Below are 17,909 nucleotides of genomic sequence, written 5' to 3' on the forward strand. Positions count from 1 at the left end.
CGGGGCAGCGCGAGGCGTCGCGTGTACGCAGCGCGCGCCGGCCGGTTTCAACAATCACAAAGAATTATTTCCGGAAACCGTCCGGAAAGCCTGCCGTAGCTCAGCCAACGACGACGCACTGATCAACCAGCACGCGCCGTTGTTGCCCCTTCAACGCCGGCGAAGCCTCGCCGGTCGGCCTACTCATCGGGAGATGAAACCATGTCGAAGCGTATTGCCTATCTCACCGCCGCCGCCTTCAGCGCGCTCGCGATCACGGCCACTGTCGTGGCGCCGGTCCGCGCCGAGGAAAAGACCGTGATGGTCGGCGGCGCCGCGATGTTCCCGTCGAAGAACATCGTGCAGAACGCCGTCAACTCGAAGGATCACACCACGCTCGTCGCCGCGGTGAAGGCCGCGGGCCTGGTCGGCACGCTGGAAGGCAAGGGCCCGTTCACGGTGTTCGCGCCGACCAATGCCGCGTTCGGCAAGCTGCCGGCCGGAACCGTCGACACCCTCGTCAAGCCCGAGAACAAGGCGACGCTGACCAAGATCCTCACCTACCATGTGGTGCCGGGCAAGCTCGAGGCCTCCGACCTCACCGACGGCAAGAGGCTGAAGACCGCCGAGGGCGAGGAGCTGACCGTCAAGAAGCAGGACGGCAAGGTCTGGATCGTCGATGCCAAGGGCGGCAGCTCGATGGTGACGATTTCCAACGTCAACCAGTCGAACGGCGTCATCCATGTGGTCGATACCGTGCTGATGCCGGCGACGTAACACCTGGCGGCCTGCTTTAGTCCCTCAAAGGACCCGCGACATAGCGAGCCGGCGCCTCGCCCCGGCTCGCATCTTTGTGACCGTATGAAGCAGCCTATATCAAACTGATGATGCGCGACCCCGTAACGGACCGCCGGTTCCGGGCGTATAACCCGGTAACGACCACGAGCAGAGATATCCCATGACGAGCCTTGCCGTCAGCGACCACCAGGCAGAGACCGCGGCGCCCGCGAAGGCGATCCAGCCGGTCTGGGTGCGCATGGTGCACTGGATCAACGCCTTCGCGATGATCCTGATGATCATGTCCGGCTGGCAAATCTACAACGCCTCGCCGCTGTTTGGCTTCACCTTCTCGCGGAGCATCACGCTTGGCGGCTGGCTTGGCGGTGCGCTGCTCTGGCATTTCGCCGCGATGTGGCTGTTGATGGTCAATGGCCTGGTCTATCTGGCGCTGGGTTTCGCCACCGGCCGCTTCCGCAAGAAGCTGCTGCCGATCACCCCCGGCGGCGTGATTGCCGACACCAAGGCGGCGCTGACCTTCAAGCTGTCGCATGACGATCTCAGCAAATACAATTCGGTGCAGAAACTGCTCTATGCCGGCATCATCGTGGTCGGCGTCGTCATCGTGCTGTCCGGCCTGTCGATGTGGAAGCCGGTGCAGCTGCACTGGCTGGTGTCGCTGTTCGGCGGCTACGATTTCGCCCGCTATGTTCACTTCACCTGCATGGCGCTGATCGTCGCCTTCCTGGTGATCCATGTCGCGCTCGCGCTGCTGATGCCGAAGAGCCTGCGCGCCATGATCATCGGACGCTGAGGGAGGTAGTCATGGGTCGTCTCCGCAAGCTCCTGATCCCCGGTGTCGACAAGAAGCTGCTCGTGCGCGATGCGGTGAAGGCGATGCCGGAGCTGACGCGCCGTCGCTTCATCACGGCGGGCACCAGCCTCGGCGCGCTGACGCTATTGACCGGCTGCGATGTGGTCGATTCGTCGTCGGCCGAGGAAATGCTGAAACACGTTTCGAAGTTCAACGATGCGGTGCAGGCCTGGATGTTCAATCCGGATGCGCTGGCGCCGACCTTCCCCGAGAGCATGATCACCAAGCCGTTCCCGTTCAACGCCTATTACGATCTCGACGACGCGCCTGAGATCGCAGGCGCTGACTGGAAGCTCGAGGTGCGCGGGCTGGTCGAGAACAAGAAGTCGTGGACGCTCGACGAATTGTACAAGTTGCCGCAGGTCAAGCAGGTGACGCGCCACATCTGCGTCGAGGGCTGGAGCGCGATCGGCAGCTGGACCGGGACGCCCTTGCGCGACTTCCTCAAGCTGGTCGGCGCCGACACCCGTGCCAAATATGTCTGGTTCCAGTGCGCCGACAAGGACGGCTACAACTCGCCGCTCGACATGCGCTCGGCGCTCCATCCGCAGACCCAGATGACGTTCAAATTCGCCGACGAGATCCTGCCGCGCGCCTACGGCTTTCCGATGAAGATCCGGGTCCCGACCAAGCTCGGCTTCAAGAACCCGAAATACGTGCTCTCGATGGAAGTCACCAACGACTACAAGGGCGGCTACTGGGAAGACCAGGGCTACAATTCGTTCAGCGGGAGCTGACGCGAAGCGTCATTCCGGGATGGCTGAAGGACCAGACCTCAGGTGCGCAAGCGCGCACCATAGTTCGATGCTATTGCATCGCCCCGGAATGACTCAGGGAGTCACCTTCCTCTGAAACGCCGACAGCAGCGCGCCGAGCGCGAGCATCGCGGCCGAGACGTTCAACGCGAATGACAGGCTGCCGACCGCGTCGGTGATGGCGCCGACCACGATCGGTCCGAGCGTCTGGCCGATGCCGAAGGCGATGGTCATCGCCGCGATCGCGGTCGGCCAGGATTGCGGCGGGTAGTTGAAACGCACGAAGGCGGTGGTCGAGCCGACCACGGCGAAGAAGGCGACGCCGAACACCAGGGCCGAGATCGCCAGCAGCAGCGGCGAATGCCCGAAGATCGGCAGGCTGGCGCCGAGCGCGTTGACGCCGAGGATGATGGTGGTGGCGAGCCCGCCGCGGTCGAGCGCCAGCACCCGCCCCCAGACCCAGGGCGTCACGAATGCGCTGACGCCGATCAGGCTCCAGAACGCGCTCTGTGCAGCTGCGCCGCCGCCGCCGTCCCGGACATAGGCGATCATGAAAGTCATGTAGGCGATGTAACCGGCGCCGAACAGGAAGTAGGCGGCGAGGTAGATCAGGACCGGCATGACAGCGAATTGGGTCCGCACGATGCCGCCGGCGGCGGTGTTGGCGTGGAGCGGCGCCAGCATCAGCGGCACGGTCATGATCGCGGAAAGTAGCGTCATCGCCCACCACACGATCCACCACGAGCCGGCGCCGAAGCCCTGCAGCACGAAGGGCGCGATCAAGCCCGATGCGAGGATGCCGACGCCCGGCCCGGCATAGAACAGGCTGAGCAGGAAATTCGCGCGTTCGGGTCGCGATTGCGCGATGGTTGCCGCGAGCGCGCCGCCGCCGACGAAGCCGATCGCGGCGGCGAAGCCCACCAGCAGGCGGGCAAAGCTCAGCACCACGAAATTGCCCGTGAGGGCGCAAAGCGCCAGCGACAGCGCGCAGGCCAGCGTCGACCAGCGCACCGATGCGGCAAGTCCGAAGCGTTCGATCAGGCGTGAGGCGAGCAGCGCGCCGACCAGATAGCCGGCGGCGTTGATCGTGTTCATGAAGCCGGCGGCCGAATAGGACCAGGCCAGCGAGTCGCGCATGTCGGGCAGCACCAGCGAATAGGCGAACCGGCCGATGCCGAGACCGACCGTCGGTGCGAGCGACAGAATAAGGATCAGCCGCGCGGCATGCGGGTAGGACGGGGCGGGGGCTCTCACAATTCACTCCGGCAATGCGGCCATTGTGACAGGCCGCGGCGGCGCTGCCCAGCGCCGATGCCCGCAACACTGTCTTGCGTATCAGGCAATCAGGCGATCAGGACCAGCGCGACGCCGATCACGGTCAGCAGGGTTCCGCCGACGATCCGCGCGGTGATCTCGACATGCTTGAGCACCACCGCGCTCATCGTCACGGTGACCAGCGGGTAGATAGCGGCGAGCGGCGCCACCAGCGTGATCGGGCCGTTGCGGACCGCGGCGAACAGGCTGAGCGCGCTGAGCCCGTTGCTGATCCCGGTCAGCGCGAACCAGAACCGGCCCTCGCGCGGCGCCTGCACCATGAAGCTGCCCTTGCGGACCCGTTGCACGGTCAGCACCACCAGCGAGGACATGACGTAGCCGACCAGGCAGGCCCATAGCGGGCTCGGCCAGATCGCAAGGCCGAGCTTGGCGATCGGCGGCACGATGCCGCGCACCAGCGCGCTCGCGAGCGGCAGCAGCAGCGCCCAGCTGCGCCAATGGCCGAGGTCGCGCGGCCTCGTCACGGTGATGATGGCGGCGCCCGCGACCGCGACGACGAGGCCGATGAGCTGCTGCGGCAGCAAGGGCTCGTGCAGCAGCACCACGGCGGCGGTGACCGCAAACAGCGGCGCCAGATTGCCCAGCGTCGAGGTGATGACCGGTCCCAGCGCCCGGTTTGACGCAAAGGTCAGGAGCGTCAGCGAGGCCGGGAAGAACAGCCCGATCGCCATGAAGATCGGCAGCGCACGCCAGACCACCGGCTCGCCATGCAGGATCAGCGGCGACAGCACCAGGAATAGCAGGGTGAAAGTGGGCACGCTGATCGCGGCGCCCGACAGCGGCTCGACGGTGCGCAGGCCAAGCTGCGCCAGCACCACCCCGGCGCCGAGGAAAATGGCCGAGGCGAAGGCGTAGACGATGGCTGCGGTCATGAGGTCCGTCTTGTTGGCTTCTGAAGGCGCGGGTTGCCCGTTGGGACCATTCTGGGCCGATCCAGGGTGCCTTGCCAATCCGGCTCCGGCGTTTTAGCACTCCGGCCGGATTTCCCCCGCTCGTCATGCCCGGGCTCGACCCGGGCATCCATCCATCTTCAAAGGCCTTTCGAAGCGGGATGGATTGCCGGGTCATCTGTGCGAGGACGCGCTTCGCGCTCTTGCCCGGCAACGACAACAACGATTAGCTCGAGGTAACACCATGGCGACCCATAAACTGCTGCTTCTCCCCGGCGACGGCATCGGCCCCGAAGTGATGGCCGAGGTGCAGCGCCTGATCGACTGGCTGAATGCGCAGGGCATCGCGAAGTTCGAGACCGAGCAGGGCCTGGTCGGCGGTTCCGCCTATGACGCCCACAAGGTGTCGATCTCCGAGGGCGACATGGCCAAGGCGACGGCGGCGGACGCCGTGATCTTCGGCGCGGTCGGCGGCCCGAAGTGGGACAGCGTGCCCTATGAGGTGCGTCCCGAGGCCGGCCTGCTGCGGCTGCGCAAGGATCTCGGCCTGTTCGCCAATCTGCGCCCGGCGGTGTGCTACCCGGCGCTCGCCGAGGCCTCGAGCCTGAAGCGCGACGTGGTTGAGGGTCTCGATGTCATGATCGTCCGCGAGCTCACCGGCGGCGTCTATTTCGGCGAACCGAAGACCATCACCGATCTCGGCAACGGCCAGAAGCGCGCGGTCGACACCCAAGTCTACGACACCTACGAGATCGAGCGCATCGGCCGCGTCGCCTTCGACCTGGCGCGCAAGCGCCGCAACAAGGTGACGTCGATGGAGAAGCGCAACGTCATGAAGTCGGGCGTGCTCTGGAACGAGGTCATGACCCAGGTCCACGCGCGCGAATACAAGGACGTCACGCTCGAGCACCAGCTCGCCGATTCCGGCGGCATGAACCTCGTCAAGGCGCCGAAGCAGTTCGACGTCATCGTGACCGACAATCTGTTCGGCGACATGCTGTCCGACATCGCGGCGATGCTGACCGGCTCGCTCGGCATGCTGCCATCGGCCTCGCTCGGCGAAGTCGACTCGAAGACGAAGAAGCGGCGCTCGCTGTTCGAGCCGGTGCACGGCTCGGCGCCCGATATCGCTGGCCGAGGCCTCGCCAACCCGATCGCGATGATCTCGTCGTTCGGCATGGCGCTGCGCTATTCCTTCGACATGGGCGAGCTCGCCGACAAGGTCGACGCCGCGATCGCGGCCGTGCTCGCCAGCGGCCTGCGCACCGCCGACATCAAGTCGGAAGGCACCACGCCGGCCAGCACGAGCCAGATGGGCGAGGCGATCCTGAAGGAATTGCAGAAGCTGCACGCGTGATGGCGCGCGGCTGACACAAACACGATGTCGTCCCGGCGAAGGCCGGGACCCATAACCACCGATGTCGATGGTTACGAAGATCGGCGAACAATCATTTCAGATCGAGAGGCCGCGGCGTATGGGTCCCGGCCTTCGCCGGGACGACGCCGGGTGAGACGTCTCAGTACAGCGGGAAATTCCGCGGATAGCCGCCGAGATCGGCCGGCGGGCTGAGCGGCTGGCGATCGATCGGGCGGTTGTTGTTCTCACGCGCGAACGAGGGATAGCCGATATCCGGCGGATACGCGTAGTCGTTGAACTTGCGGTCGCCGGGCAGCACTTCGGTGCCGGCGTCGAGCCACGAGCGCGTGGTGACGTAAACGCGGGTGCGCGGACCCTGCTGATAGACCCGGTTCGGACCCTGCGCGCCGTAATAGCGGCGGCCGTCGCGGTCATACTGCTCCTGCTGCTTGCGCGTGCTCGGGCTCTGCGCGCTGGCCGCGGTCATGCCGAACGCGGTTGCGGTGACGGCAGCCGCGGCAAGCAACACCACGAGCTTGTTCGCGGCAGGGAATTCTAGGGTCATCGCATCCTCGTCATTACGGCCCCGTCGGGGCTGGCGCGTCCGCCAAAATCACTCGGAACACATTGTAGCCATGGTGGGGAGGCCGTCACTAGGTCAATTGCGCCACACCGGCCGAGATAATGCGTGTCCAAGCGCAAAAGTTTCATGAAAACCAGTGCCTTGCCACGGTCTCGCCATCAAAGGGCGCCGCGCAGGCGCGGGTTCTCGCTGCCCATGACCCAGTCGGCCGACAGGGCCGGCGCGCCGGAGGTAACGCAGTCGGTGCGCTTGAGCTCGGCATGCGCGAACAGGGCGGCGAGCCGCGGATCGTTGCCCGCGGCCAGCAGGGTCAGGCGGTTCAGCATGCAGATGATCGCGGCGCGCCGGGCCGGCAGGCTGGCGCCCTGGCAGGTCCAGCCGGAGATCCGGAGGTCAGGCGCGTCGGCCTGCTTCAGGAAGCCGAGGCAGGCGCGGCCGCCGTCCTGCCGCGCCGGGCGCAGCAAGGTGACGCTGCCGAACTTGCTGTCGACGATGCCGGCCGCCTCGAGCTCGCGGACGCCGCCCGGGGCGAGCCGCCCGGCAATCTCGGTGGCCGCAGGCCCCAGGGCCTCGCCGCCGGGGCGGTAGATTTCCAGCTCGGCGACTGTTGCACCGTTGGCATCGGCCCAACGGAAGACGTCCTTGCGGCCGCCCTCGGGGTGCCGGAGGATCTCGTAAGTCTCTGTTTTATCTCGCAGATCGAGCCGGCTCAGGGCAAAGGCCGGCGCCGTGCGGCCGGCCGGGCTCCAGCCTGCGGCGGCAGGGGCCGCCATCGCCGTTGCGTCGGGCAGTTGCTTCCATAGATAGTTGCCGAGGACGACGAACAGCGCGAGCACGGCGACATAGGCGAACAGCCGGGAGAGCGTGGCGTACACCTCGTCGACGAAGCTCGTCAGCGCTGACGGAATTCTCGTATGATGGGGCGCGGCCGGATCGGCCCGAAATAAACGCATCAAAACGCTCAAAAGCTACGCAACGTTGTCTTGACGGGGTTTCTCGCATAGAAGCGCTGCCTCTTCCCTTTCCGCAGCTTGCGGGGGAACGGGCATTTTTCGTCGGAGAGTGAACGATGGGTTACAAAGTCGCGGTGGTCGGAGCGACCGGCAATGTCGGGCGCGAAATGCTCAACATTCTCGACGAGCGCAAATTCCCCGCCGACGAGGTCGTCGTGCTGGCCTCGCGCCGCAGCGTCGGCATCGAGGTCTCCTATGGCGACCGCACGCTGAAGGTGAAGGCGCTCGAGCACTATGACTTCTCCGACATCGACATCTGCCTGATGTCGGCCGGCGGCTCGGTCTCCAAGGAATGGTCGCCCAAGATCGGCGCCGCCGGCGCGGTCGTGATCGACAACTCCTCGGCCTGGCGCATGGACCCGGATGTGCCGCTGATCGTGCCCGAAGTGAACGCGGATGCGACCGCCGGCTTCACCAAGAAGAACATCATCGCCAACCCGAACTGCTCGACCGCGCAGCTCGTCGTCGCGCTGAAGCCGCTGCACGACAAGGCGACGATCACGCGCGTCGTGGTCTCGACCTATCAATCGGTGTCGGGCGCCGGCAAGGACGCGATGGACGAATTGTTCTCGCAGACCAAGGCCGTCTACACCAACGACGAGCTGGTCAATAAGAAGTTTCCGAAGCGCATCGCCTTCAACGTCATTCCTCAGATCGACGTCTTCATGGAAGACGGCTACACCAAGGAAGAGTGGAAGATGATGGCGGAGACCAAGAAGATCCTCGATCCGAAGATCAAGCTCGCCGCGACCTGCGTACGCGTGCCGGTCTTCGTCGGTCACTCCGAAGCCGTCAACGTCGAGTTCGCCAATCCGATCACGCCGGACGAGGCGCGCGACATCCTGCGCCGCGCGCCGGGCTGCCTCGTGATCGACAAGCACGAGCCGGGCGGCTACGTCACGCCCTATGAGGCGGCCGGCGAGGACGCGACCTATATCAGCCGCATCCGCGAGGACGCGACAGTGGAGAACGGCCTGTCGTTCTGGTGCGTGTCGGACAACCTGCGCAAGGGCGCGGCGCTCAATGCCGTGCAGATCGCCGAAGTCCTGATCAACCGCAAGCTGATCACCGCCAAGCAGAAGGCGGCATAAAAAAGCTGCCGCGGGAATACGGCGTCAGGAAGCGCGTGGCATGGCGGAAGCGGAACAACCGGGGACCTATCGGCCCAATCCGACGCTGAAGCGGGTCGAACGCCGTTTCGAGAACCTGCTGTTCAACAGCCGCTGGCTGATGGCGCCGTTCTATTTCGGCCTCGTCATCAGCCTCGCCGCGTTGCTGTTCAAGTTCTGCATGGAGCTGTGGCACTTCATCCTGCATGTGCCGGATGCCAAGGAATCCGACATCATTCTCGGCGTGCTGGCGCTGATCGACATCTCGCTGACCGGCAATCTGATCCTGATCGTGGTGTTCTCGGGCTACGAGAACTTCGTCTCGAAGATCGATCCGGAAGGGCATCCGGATTGGCCGGACTGGATGACCAAGGTCGATTTCGGCGGCCTGAAGCAAAAACTGCTGGCGTCGATCGTCGCGATCTCGGCGATTCAGGTGCTGAAGGCGTTCATGAACCTCGATACCGCGTTCGACCCCAGCAAGCTCGCCTGGCTGGTCGGCGTGCACCTGGTATTCGTGGTGTCGTCCTTCATGCTCGCGATCTCCGACCGCTGGGGCAGCGGCCATCACGGCGACGAGTAGATTACTGGTCTGATTTCAGCTCGTCGCGGACGCTGATGAATTCCTTCGCGACCCGGTCGAGCACGAACAGCGAGCCCTCGGCGACGCCGAAATAGGCACCGTGCAGCTGCATCTCGCCGCTCTCGACGCGTTCGCGCACGAACGGGAAGGTCATCAGGTTCTCCAGCGAGCGGAACACCGCGGCCTTCTCGATGCGGACGACGAAATCCTGCATGGTCTCATGCTCGCGTTGCTCGACGATTTCGCCGGGCTTGATGAACATCTGCATCCATTTGCCGATGAAGTCGCCGGGCGTGAGCGGCTTGATCTTGTCGACGAAGGCGCGGATGCCGCCGCACTGCGCGTGGCCCAGCACCACGATGTTCTTCACCTTCAAAACGGTCACGGCATATTCCAGCGCGGCCGAGACGCCGTGGGCGTTGCTGTCGGGCTGATAGACCGGAACCAGATTGGCGATGTTGCGGACCACGAACAACTCGCCGGGGCCGGCGTCGAAGATCACCTCCGGCGAGACGCGGGAGTCGCAGCAGCCGATCACCATGGTCTCGGGAAACTGGCCGCGCTCCGAGAGGTCCTGGTAGCGCGACTGCTCGGTCGGCAGCCGCTGGGTCGCGAACGTCCGGTAGCCGTCGATCAACTGCTTCGGAAAGAATTTCATGGTCTCTGGCTAACCACATGCGGGTAACGGGAACAAGACTTTCGGCGTGTGGCCTGAGATGATACGGCAGCGTTGAAGAATGGTTCCCGCCCGATGCCCAAACAATGGACACCGGCGGAGCCCGAGCCCCCAGGAGAATGTCGATGATCCGTCCGCGCCGCAGCTTGTTGTTCATGCCGGGATCGAATGCACGGGCGCTGGAAAAGGCCCGGACGCTGCCGGCGGACGGCATTATCCTCGACCTTGAGGATGCGGTCGCCCCTGACGCCAAGGCCACGGCGCGGGAGCAGATCGCCAAGGCGGTCGCGGCCAAGGGCTTTGGCAAGCGCGAGGTTCTGATCCGCATCAACGCGCTCGACACGCCCTGGTGGGTCGACGACATCGGCATGGCCGGCAAGTCGCAGCCGGACGGGATCCTGGTTCCCAAGATCTCGACCGTCGACGATCTCAACGCCGTCGCCGATCGCCTCAGCGACATCAGTGCGCCTGCCTCGATCCGGGTCTGGGCGATGATCGAAACCGCGCGCGCGGTGCTCGACGCCGACAAGCTGGCCGCGGCATCGAAGGATTCCGAAACCCGGCTCGCCGGCTTCGTGTTCGGGCCGAACGACATTGCCCGCGAAACCCGGATCCGGATGAAGCCGGGCCGCGCGGCGATGATTCCGATGATCACGCATTGCATCCTGGCGACCCGCGCGCACGGGCTCGAGATCCTCGACGGGCCCTATAGCGACATCAGCAATGTCGACGGCTTCGCGGAGGAATGCGCGCAGGGCCGCGATCTCGGCTTCGACGGCAAGACGCTGATCCATCCGAGCCACATCGATGCCTGCAACGCGATCTTCACGCCGCCGGAGGCCGAGGTCGCCGAGGCGCGCAAGATCATTGCCGCCTTCGAGAAGCCGGAGAACGCCTCGCGCGGCGCGATCCAGCTCGACGGCCGCATGGTCGAGCGCCTGCACGCCGAGATGGCCAGGCGCACCATCGCGATCGCCGATGCGATCGCCGCGATGGGGCATTAGCCCAGCGAAGCGCCGGATGAGGGGTTGTCTCCGCTTCTGGGATTCTCCCGTGGGGAGAGAACCCCTCATCCGGCTTCGCTTCGCGAAGCCACCCTCTCCCACAAGGGGAGAGGGTGCAGCGGTGTTTGCGTTACGCTCCAAACCTCTCCGCCGCCCACGCGTAGAGGCTGCCCGGGATCGGCGCCTCCTTGCCGCGTCCCTTCGGCGAGATGTGCAGGCCGATGATCCCGGGATCGTTCAGGTACTTCGAAAAATCCGATGGCTCGAAGAACAGTCTCGGCTCGGCGTGCACGGCGTAGAATGATCGCTTCGGCAGCGCGTGCTGCAATTCGCCTGCGCGGCGCGCCAGCGCGGTGAGCGCCGCCGGGCCGTAGATCGCGACACGGATGTCGGCGAGGCGATTGGACTTGCCGCGCAGCCGGCGCATCGCAAAGGTCAGGCGATGGCGCAGCGCCAGCCAGTCCGGGATCAGCTCGTCCTGCTGCATCAGCGCATCGAAGGCGCGCACGATCGGATCGTCGGGCGGCAGATACAGCACGGAGTTGCCGAGCTGCCGCGGCCGCTCCCAGGCAAAATAGGGCTTGGCCGGATCGAGCTCGACGCCCTTCAGCAGCAGCACGTCAGCGTCGAGCCAGAGACCGGCGCGCCGCGCCATCAGCCGCATGCGGAAGAAGTCGCTGAACTGCAGCATGGTCCAGTCGCGCCACGAGCCGTCGGGCTCCGCCGGGCGCAGCTTCTCCGCGAACGAATGCGGCAGCACGGCTTCGGCTTCGGCATTGCCGATACCGTCGGGCAGGCCGGGAATCGGATCGAAACTGTAGACGGTGACCTTGTGCCCCGCCGCCGCCTGCGAGCGCAGGCAGGTCTGGCGCAGCGCGTCCATCGAGCCGTGCCAGAAGGTGACGATGTCAGGCAGCATGCGCGTCAGCTATCGGCGGGTTTGCGGCGAGCGAATTCGGCAAAGAAAAGCCCCGGCGCCTGACGGCACCGGGGCACGATGATGGGCTGAGCCTCAAGCCCAGGCGCGTTCCCTAAGCTTGGTCTCGTAGCTGTCGATCGACGATTTCTTTTCCATCGTCAGGCCGATGTCGTCGAGGCCGTTGATCAGGCAGTGCTTGCGGAACGGGTCGATCTCGAACTTGACCTTACCGCCGTCGGGACCGCGGATCTCCTGGTTGGGGAGGTCGATGGTCAGCGTCGCGTTGGCGCCGCGCTCGGCGTCGTCGAACAGCTTGTCGAGGTCCTCCTGCGACACGCGGATCGGCAGGATGCCGTTCTTGAAGCAGTTGTTGTAGAAGATGTCGCCAAACGAGGTCGAGATCACGCAGCGGATGCCGAAGTCGAGCAGTGCCCAGGGCGCGTGCTCGCGGCTCGAGCCGCAGCCGAAATTGTCGCCGGCGACCAGCACCTTCGCGTTGCGATAGGCGGGCTGGTTGAGGACGAAATCCGGGTTCTCGCTGCCGTCATCCTTGTAGCGCTGCTCGGAGAAAAGCCCCTTGCCAAGGCCGGTGCGCTTGATGGTCTTGAGGTACTGCTTCGGAATGATCATGTCGGTGTCGACATTGATGATCTTCAGCGGCGCCGCGACGCCTTCCAGCGTGGTGAACTTGTCCATCGGTGCTCTTCCCGGGCAAAAAATAGCGGATATCTGCCGGATGTTTATCGCGAATGTGACAGCGGTAAAAGGGCCATTTCTGCAGGGCTAGCCCGCATCGGCCTCAATCGCCTCCATATCGGCGTCGGAGAGGCCGAAATGGTGCCCGATCTCATGGATCAGCACGTGGCGAACGATGTGGCCGAGGGTCTCGTCGTGCTCCGCCCAGTAATCCAGGATCGGCCGGCGGTACAGCCAGACCAGGTTGGGCAGCCGGGCCACGTCGCTATGGCTCTGCTGCGGCAGGCCGATGCCCTGAAACAGGCCGAGCAGGTCGAACTCGCTCTCGGCCTGCATCTCGTCGAGCACCTCGTCGGTCGGAAAGTCGTCGACGCGGATGATCAGGCCCTCGCAGAGGGCCCGGAACGTCTTGGGCAGGCGCTCGAAAACCTCGTGCGCCATGGCCTCCATCTCGGCCAGCGAGGGGGCTTTTTCTGTGGTCCACATGACACTCCTTTAGCGCGAGTGCTATCGGCGGCGCCAGCGCAGTTGACCTTGGCGGCGCAATGGGAGACCGTGCCGCCCACGAATGGGGCTCAAGAATCGAGCTTGGGTGGGCGTAATGAAACGGATCGTGGCGACAGCGCTGTTGGCTGTAGCAGTCGGGCTCTCGCTCCCGGCGACAAAGGCGCAGGCACAGAGCGCGGCGGCTGAGGCGCGCGTCGGCGAGGCGGCACCGGTCGCGCGCACGCGCGTCGTCGAGCGCCGCCGGCTGAAGCGCGTGCCGATCTACCGGTCCCGGCCCGATCATTGGGAACCCGATGTCATCCCGCGCTACAACCCCGGTCCGAACGCCGTGCGCGACTGCACCGCGACCTATGTGCAGGAGCACCGGCCGAGCGGTACCGTGATCACGCCGCGCATGAACTGCTTCTGGCGGCCGGGCTAGTTACGCGTATGTCGGCGCGTTGCGCCGATCATCGCAACAGCCGCGATCAAACCTGTCGCCCCATAGACCGCCGCCGCCATCAGCATCTGCGTGCGATGGCTCGCGGTGCCGATGTCGTCGCCCGGTCCTTGCGAGGCGAGCGCGACATCGCCGAGCATGATGGAACCGCAGAGCGCCGCGAGGGCTGTTCGAAGCAGCCACCTGCGTGCGCGTTTGTGTCATGGCAATCCCGCAACGGACAGAACGCGAGATACGACCATCGTCTATGTCGTTTGCACACGAACGCGAAAAATCGCGCGCAGTGCTGGAACCTGATTGCGCCGGCAGCATTCATGTTCGTGGCGCAGTCATTCACTTCCCATTCACGTCGTCCGCATTCTGCTAGCGATCTGCGTCGCGGCAACGGCGTCGATTCGAAAGCCCAGGCGTTTCCAGCGGAGCCTGTCCCGCACGTGATGCGGGATGGACACCGGTTCGCGTGAGGAAAACGCGTCAAGCAGAAGTTCGAGTCGTCGTTGCAAGACGTGACTTCAAGGGATCAGGAGACAATTCATGAAGGCGATGAAGGTTCTGGGGCTCGCGGCTGTCGGTGCCGTGTTGGTGTTGGCGGCGCCGGCCGAGCGTGCAAGCGCGATGTCGCTCGCCACGCCGGGCACAGCCGCCACGGTTCAGGACAACGCGAACCAGGCGACCACGCAGGTACGCTGGGGTGGGCGCGGCTGGCATCGTGGCTGGCATCGCGGACATCACCGCGGCTGGGGGCATCGTCGCCACTGGCGCCGTTGATCGCGCGGCGTATCAGCGCAGATGAGACACAGGCCCGTGAGCAGCGGGCCTGTTGTCGTTCTCAGCCATCAAACCGGCAGATTCGCCCACGCGAGATGATATCAATCGCAATCTGCAGGAGTTGATCATGATGAGATGGATCGGTGTTGCGGCTGTCGCGTGTGCGTTCGCGTTGACGGCGCCGGCATCGGCAACCGCCGCGGCATCAGCCAAGCCGCAGGCCGCGGCACCGCAGCGGCAAGCAGGCAAGGCAACGGATATCAGCGCGCAGCGCCATCATCATTACCATCGTCGCCACTATCACTACGGCTACCGTCCTTATTACCGGCCGTACTACCGGCCCTATTCCTATTATCGGCCGTACGGCTCCTATTATTACGGGCGGCCCTATTACTATCGGCCGTACCCCTATGCTGCGCCGGCGCCATTCACCTTCGGCTTCGGGTTCGGCCCGTTCTGGTGATGCACGCAGTCGCGCCGTGCGCGACATCAGCCGTGCAACAAGAGAGCAGCTCCGATCGGAGCTGCTCCATCCGTCTCAGGGCGCGAAGCCCTTCGCCAGCAGCACAATGCCCTGCGCACCCGCCTTGCGATCCCTGGAGATCTCGACATATTCGGGCGACTCCGACCAGGCACGGAATGCGGCTTCGTCAGGGAATGACATCAGCACCAGCTTGTCGCGATCCCAGCTGCCCTCGATCACCGCGGGCTGTTCGTCGGCCGACAGCAGGCGTCCGTCGAATTTCCTGAATACGTCGAAGAAGCGCGCTTGATACCGATCATAGGCGGCGCGATCGGTCATCTTGAGTTGCACGATCACATAGACAGTCACTGACGTTTCTCCCGGACGTTTCGCCGCAGCGTTTTGCGCGTTCATGGCGCATTCACTCAGCGATTTCTAGCGTCATGCCGGGAGCGACTGCAATGAACGCAATGAAACCGGCTGCCATGCAGCTTGGTGCTCGTTGCCGTTGTCAGGGAGGTTCAGAGATGAGGGAGAGCTATTTGCGGCGCGGATTGGTGCGCCGTCTCGGCGTTGCGGCGGCCGCTGTCTTCGCATTGTCGGTTGCTTCGCAGCAGCGCGCCGAAGCGCTGTCGCTGGCGAGCCCGGCCGCCGCGCCCGCGGCAAGGTCTGCGGCCGATGCCATGACGACCCAGGTCCGGCACGGCGGTGGCGGCCACGGCGGCGGAGGTTTTCATGGTGGCGGCTTCCGCGGTGGTGGATTCCACGGCGGCGGATTTCACGGCCGCGGCTTCCGTGGTGGCGGCTTCCGCGCCGCGCCGGCGTTCCATGGCGGCTATCGCTATGGCGGCTTCCATCGCCATTATGGTGGCTACCACCGCTTCTACGGCGGCGGTTATCGCTACGGCTATCGGCCCTATTACCGCCGACACTTCCATCACCGGCGTTTCTTCTACGGATCGTCCTACTATTACCCGGCCTACTACCATCACCGCCGCTGCCGGGTGGTCTGGACCTATTACGGACCGCGCCGGATCTGCCGGCCGTGGTGGCACCACCGCCACTACTGGCGGCCGTACGGGGTCTATTGGTAAAGTTTGAAATGACAGCGGGCGCCTCCGGCGCCCGTCTTGTTGGGTCCCTTTCTTTGCGCGCTGGAGCGTGTTCGAGCGCCGCTTCGCGTGAAGAAAACGCGTCAAGAAAGGGGCGTTAGTCCCAGTTCTTCAGCTTCCAGGACTTTATCTTCCACGGCGTCAGGTTTTCCATCCGCCATTGCGTCCAGCGCTCCGGCGGCCAGTGGCTGAGGCGTGAGGTTTCCTTCACCTCGGGAAGCGGATCGATGATGCGCGCCACGGCACGACGGCGCTTCTGGCGCGTCGCGTCGCTGATCATGTCGACGAATTCGGGTTTATCGGCCACGGCACGCGCTCCTTGCGAAGGCTTGTTTTCGCAAGGAGGTAGTGTGCGTGCGCCCCGTTAACGAGCCGTTTCCGAAACGGCTCGAGCTTGAGACGAAGCAATAGCGTTTTCGAGCGAAGTGTCCCGGTTCGCGTGAAGAAAACGCGTCAAAAAAAATCTGACGCTTGCCTTAGCGCCAGTCGCGGACGTCGACGAAGTGTCCGGCGATCGCGGCGGCCGCGGCCATCGCGGGCGACACCAGATGGGTGCGGCCCTTGAAGCCCTGGCGGCCCTCGAAGTTGCGGTTCGAGGTCGAGGCGCAGCGCTCTTCCGGCTTCAGCTTGTCCGGGTTCATCGCAAGGCACATTGAGCAGCCCGGCTCGCGCCAGTCGAAGCCGGCCGCAATGAAGATCTTGTCGAGGCCTTCGGCTTCCGCCTGCTCCTTCACGATGCCCGAGCCCGGCACGATCATCGCGTTGACGTTGGCGTTGACGGTCTTGCCCTCGGCGATCTTCGCAGCGGCACGCAGATCCTCGATGCGGCCGTTGGTGCAGGAGCCGATGAAGACGCGGTCGAGCTTGATGTCGGTGATCTTCGTACCGGCGGACAGGCCCATATATTTCAGCGCGCGATGCTTGGAGATGCGCTTGGCCTCATCGGCGATCTTGTCGGGATCGGGTACGAAGCCGGTCACCGAGATGACGTCCTCAGGGCTCGTGCCCCAGGTGACGATCGGCGGCAGCTTGGCCGCATCGAGCCGGATCTCGTGGTCGAAATGCGCGCCCTCGTCGGAGCGCAGCGTCTCCCAGTAGCGCATCGCGGCGTCCCAGGCGGCGCCCTTCGGCGCCTTCGGGCGGCCGCGCAGGAAGTCGAACGCCTTCTGGTCGGGCGCAACCAGGCCGGCGCGCGCGCCGCCTTCGATCGACATGTTGCAGACTGTCATGCGGCCTTCCATCGAGAGCGCACGGATCGCCTCGCCGGCATATTCCAGCACATAGCCGGTGCCGCCGGCGGTGCCGATCTCGCCGATGATCGCCAGGATGATGTCCTTGCCGGTCACGCCTTCGGGCAACTTGCCGTCGACGATCGCGCGCATGTTCTTGGCCTTCTTCTGGATCAGGGTCTGCGTCGCCAGCACATGCTCGACCTCGGAGGTGCCGATGCCGTGCGCGAGCGCGCCGAACGCGCCATGCGTCGAGGTGTGGCTGTCACCGCAGACGATGGTGGTGCCGGGCAGCGTAAAACCCTGCTCCGGGCCGATGACGTGAACGATGCCCTGACGCTTGTCGAACTCGTTGTAATACTCGATGCCGAATTCCTTGGCGTTCTCCGCCATCACCCGCATCTGCTCGATGCTTTCAGGATCGGGGTTCGGCTTCGAGCGGTCGGTGGTCGGGATGTTATGGTCGACGACGGCGAGTGTCTTCTCGGGCGCGTGCACCTTGCGGCCGGCGGCGCGCAGCCCTTCGAACGCCTGCGGCGAGGTCACCTCGTGCACCAGGTGGCGATCGATATAGAGCAGGCAGGTGCCGTCGTCGGCCTCGTGGACCAGATGGTCGTTCCAGATCTTGTCGTACAGCGTTGTCGGTTTGGACATGAGCTTCAGCTCCAGAAGAAATTTAGTGTTGGAATGGCATGAGCGCGTCTTAAGCGCGCGGACAGGCGAAAGCGTCGAGGCAGCGTTACGCTGCGCGTCTAAGCTCTGATGTTGCCGACGTCGCAAAGCGCCCGAAGAAGCGGCCGGGCAGCCGCGAGCGATCGTCGATCACGACGCGCTGGCAGGG

General features: G+C 64.8%; 23 protein-coding genes. 11 read left to right on the top strand and 12 right to left on the bottom strand.

All coding sequences use genetic code 11. The annotated features are described in order from the left end of the window. The first annotated feature begins 201 nt into the window (after positions 1-201). The 3 genes from ACVW1B_RS36085 to ACVW1B_RS36095 all read left to right on the top strand — a co-directional run bounded on the left by ACVW1B_RS36085 (position 202) and on the right by ACVW1B_RS36095 (position 2,367). The gene (locus ACVW1B_RS36085) at positions 202-756 is read left to right on the top strand and encodes a fasciclin domain-containing protein (RefSeq protein WP_253605520.1); all 555 of its coding nucleotides are present in this window, start codon (positions 202-204) and stop codon (positions 754-756) included. Between the two features lie 181 nt (positions 757-937). Next, the gene (locus ACVW1B_RS36090; protein ID WP_253605518.1) at positions 938-1,570 is read left to right on the top strand and encodes a cytochrome b/b6 domain-containing protein; all 633 of its coding nucleotides are present in this window, start codon (positions 938-940) and stop codon (positions 1,568-1,570) included. Between the two features lie 11 nt (positions 1,571-1,581). Further along, on the top strand, positions 1,582-2,367 hold the full coding sequence (locus ACVW1B_RS36095; RefSeq protein ID WP_253605516.1) for a molybdopterin-binding protein: 786 nt from the start codon (positions 1,582-1,584) through the stop codon (positions 2,365-2,367). 93 nt (positions 2,368-2,460) lie between these two features. On the opposite strand, the gene ACVW1B_RS36100 is transcribed toward ACVW1B_RS36095, so the two are convergent. Next, on the bottom strand, positions 2,461-3,639 hold the full coding sequence (locus tag ACVW1B_RS36100; RefSeq protein WP_253605514.1) for a YbfB/YjiJ family MFS transporter: 1,179 nt from the start codon (positions 3,637-3,639) through the stop codon (positions 2,461-2,463). Between the two features lie 89 nt (positions 3,640-3,728). After that, complete coding sequence (locus ACVW1B_RS36105; RefSeq protein ID WP_253605513.1) at positions 3,729-4,592, bottom strand: EamA family transporter; 864 nt, start codon at positions 4,590-4,592, stop codon at positions 3,729-3,731. 262 nt (positions 4,593-4,854) lie between these two features. Between ACVW1B_RS36105 and leuB the strand changes: the two genes are divergently transcribed. Further along, positions 4,855-5,967 (top strand): 3-isopropylmalate dehydrogenase, encoded by a 1,113-nt coding sequence (gene leuB, locus ACVW1B_RS36110; RefSeq protein ID WP_253605511.1) that lies wholly within the window; start codon positions 4,855-4,857, stop codon positions 5,965-5,967. Between the two features lie 160 nt (positions 5,968-6,127). Here leuB and ACVW1B_RS36115 read toward each other — a convergent pair whose 3' ends face one another. Together ACVW1B_RS36115 and ACVW1B_RS36120 are read right to left on the bottom strand one after the other, a co-directional pair. Beyond that, positions 6,128-6,532, bottom strand: a complete 405-nt coding sequence (locus tag ACVW1B_RS36115) for a hypothetical protein (protein ID WP_253605509.1) — start codon at positions 6,530-6,532, stop codon at positions 6,128-6,130. Between the two features lie 176 nt (positions 6,533-6,708). Continuing rightward, positions 6,709-7,503: a hypothetical protein gene (locus tag ACVW1B_RS36120; protein ID WP_253605507.1), complete on the bottom strand. Its 795-nt coding sequence runs from the start codon at positions 7,501-7,503 to the stop codon at positions 6,709-6,711. 116 nt (positions 7,504-7,619) lie between these two features. Here ACVW1B_RS36120 and ACVW1B_RS36125 point away from each other — a divergent pair, with 116 nt between their 5' ends. Together ACVW1B_RS36125 and ACVW1B_RS36130 are read left to right on the top strand one after the other, a co-directional pair. After that, positions 7,620-8,654 carry an aspartate-semialdehyde dehydrogenase gene (locus tag ACVW1B_RS36125; RefSeq protein WP_028337877.1) on the top strand — a complete coding sequence of 345 codons (1,035 nt, stop codon included), beginning with the start codon at positions 7,620-7,622 and terminating at the stop codon, positions 8,652-8,654. A 40-nt stretch (positions 8,655-8,694) separates the two neighbouring features. Beyond that, positions 8,695-9,255, top strand: a complete 561-nt coding sequence (locus ACVW1B_RS36130) for a TIGR00645 family protein (protein WP_253605505.1) — start codon at positions 8,695-8,697, stop codon at positions 9,253-9,255. 1 nt (position 9,256) lies between these two features. On the opposite strand, the gene ACVW1B_RS36135 is transcribed toward ACVW1B_RS36130, so the two are convergent. Beyond that, a complete protein-coding gene (locus ACVW1B_RS36135; RefSeq protein WP_168858194.1) occupies positions 9,257-9,913 on the bottom strand; it encodes a carbonic anhydrase in 657 nt (218 codons plus the stop codon). 143 nt (positions 9,914-10,056) lie between these two features. Here ACVW1B_RS36135 and ACVW1B_RS36140 point away from each other — a divergent pair, with 143 nt between their 5' ends. Continuing rightward, entirely contained in the window at positions 10,057-10,935 is an 879-nt protein-coding gene (locus ACVW1B_RS36140; RefSeq protein WP_253605503.1) for an HpcH/HpaI aldolase/citrate lyase family protein, read from the top strand. Between the two features lie 130 nt (positions 10,936-11,065). Here the strand turns inward: ACVW1B_RS36140 and ACVW1B_RS36145 are convergent, their stop codons facing one another. The 3 genes from ACVW1B_RS36145 to ACVW1B_RS36155 form a co-directional block, all read right to left on the bottom strand. After that, positions 11,066-11,854, bottom strand: coding sequence for a glycosyltransferase family 32 protein (locus ACVW1B_RS36145; protein WP_253605501.1), 789 nt, complete (start codon positions 11,852-11,854; stop codon positions 11,066-11,068). Positions 11,855-11,947: 93 nt separating this feature from the next. Continuing rightward, positions 11,948-12,550 (bottom strand): 3-isopropylmalate dehydratase small subunit, encoded by a 603-nt coding sequence (gene leuD, locus ACVW1B_RS36150; protein WP_028336269.1) that lies wholly within the window; start codon positions 12,548-12,550, stop codon positions 11,948-11,950. 87 nt (positions 12,551-12,637) lie between these two features. Further along, on the bottom strand, positions 12,638-13,036 hold the full coding sequence (locus ACVW1B_RS36155) for a metallopeptidase family protein (protein WP_016847635.1): 399 nt from the start codon (positions 13,034-13,036) through the stop codon (positions 12,638-12,640). 115 nt (positions 13,037-13,151) lie between these two features. Here ACVW1B_RS36155 and ACVW1B_RS36160 point away from each other — a divergent pair, with 115 nt between their 5' ends. Continuing rightward, positions 13,152-13,478 (top strand): hypothetical protein, encoded by a 327-nt coding sequence (locus tag ACVW1B_RS36160; protein ID WP_057020952.1) that lies wholly within the window; start codon positions 13,152-13,154, stop codon positions 13,476-13,478. Here the strand turns inward: ACVW1B_RS36160 and ACVW1B_RS36165 are convergent. Beyond that, positions 13,475-13,636 (bottom strand): hypothetical protein, encoded by a 162-nt coding sequence (locus ACVW1B_RS36165; protein WP_253605500.1) that lies wholly within the window; start codon positions 13,634-13,636, stop codon positions 13,475-13,477. The two genes, ACVW1B_RS36160 and ACVW1B_RS36165, sit on opposite strands and share 4 nt — an antisense overlap. A 394-nt stretch (positions 13,637-14,030) precedes the next feature. On the opposite strand from ACVW1B_RS36165, the gene ACVW1B_RS36170 reads away from it, so the two are divergent. Continuing rightward, positions 14,031-14,264 (top strand): hypothetical protein, encoded by a 234-nt coding sequence (locus tag ACVW1B_RS36170; protein WP_057020951.1) that lies wholly within the window; start codon positions 14,031-14,033, stop codon positions 14,262-14,264. A gap of 127 nt (positions 14,265-14,391) precedes the next feature. Then, positions 14,392-14,727, top strand: coding sequence for a hypothetical protein (locus ACVW1B_RS36175; protein WP_253605498.1), 336 nt, complete (start codon positions 14,392-14,394; stop codon positions 14,725-14,727). Between the two features lie 75 nt (positions 14,728-14,802). Here ACVW1B_RS36175 and ACVW1B_RS36180 read toward each other — a convergent pair whose 3' ends face one another. Continuing rightward, positions 14,803-15,096 (bottom strand): DUF1330 domain-containing protein, encoded by a 294-nt coding sequence (locus ACVW1B_RS36180; RefSeq protein ID WP_253605496.1) that lies wholly within the window; start codon positions 15,094-15,096, stop codon positions 14,803-14,805. A 158-nt stretch (positions 15,097-15,254) separates the two neighbouring features. Here ACVW1B_RS36180 and ACVW1B_RS36185 point away from each other — a divergent pair, with 158 nt between their 5' ends. Further along, positions 15,255-15,821: a hypothetical protein gene (locus ACVW1B_RS36185; protein ID WP_456822798.1), complete on the top strand. Its 567-nt coding sequence runs from the start codon at positions 15,255-15,257 to the stop codon at positions 15,819-15,821. A gap of 115 nt (positions 15,822-15,936) precedes the next feature. Here the strand turns inward: ACVW1B_RS36185 and ACVW1B_RS36190 are convergent, their stop codons facing one another. Further along, a complete protein-coding gene (locus tag ACVW1B_RS36190) occupies positions 15,937-16,146 on the bottom strand; it encodes a hypothetical protein (RefSeq protein ID WP_016847629.1) in 210 nt (69 codons plus the stop codon). A gap of 169 nt (positions 16,147-16,315) precedes the next feature. Next, positions 16,316-17,722: a 3-isopropylmalate dehydratase large subunit gene (leuC, locus tag ACVW1B_RS36195; RefSeq protein WP_038387216.1), complete on the bottom strand. Its 1,407-nt coding sequence runs from the start codon at positions 17,720-17,722 to the stop codon at positions 16,316-16,318. Between the last annotated feature and the right edge of the window lie 187 nt (positions 17,723-17,909).

This window comes from Bradyrhizobium sp. USDA 4502 (assembly GCF_054063355.1).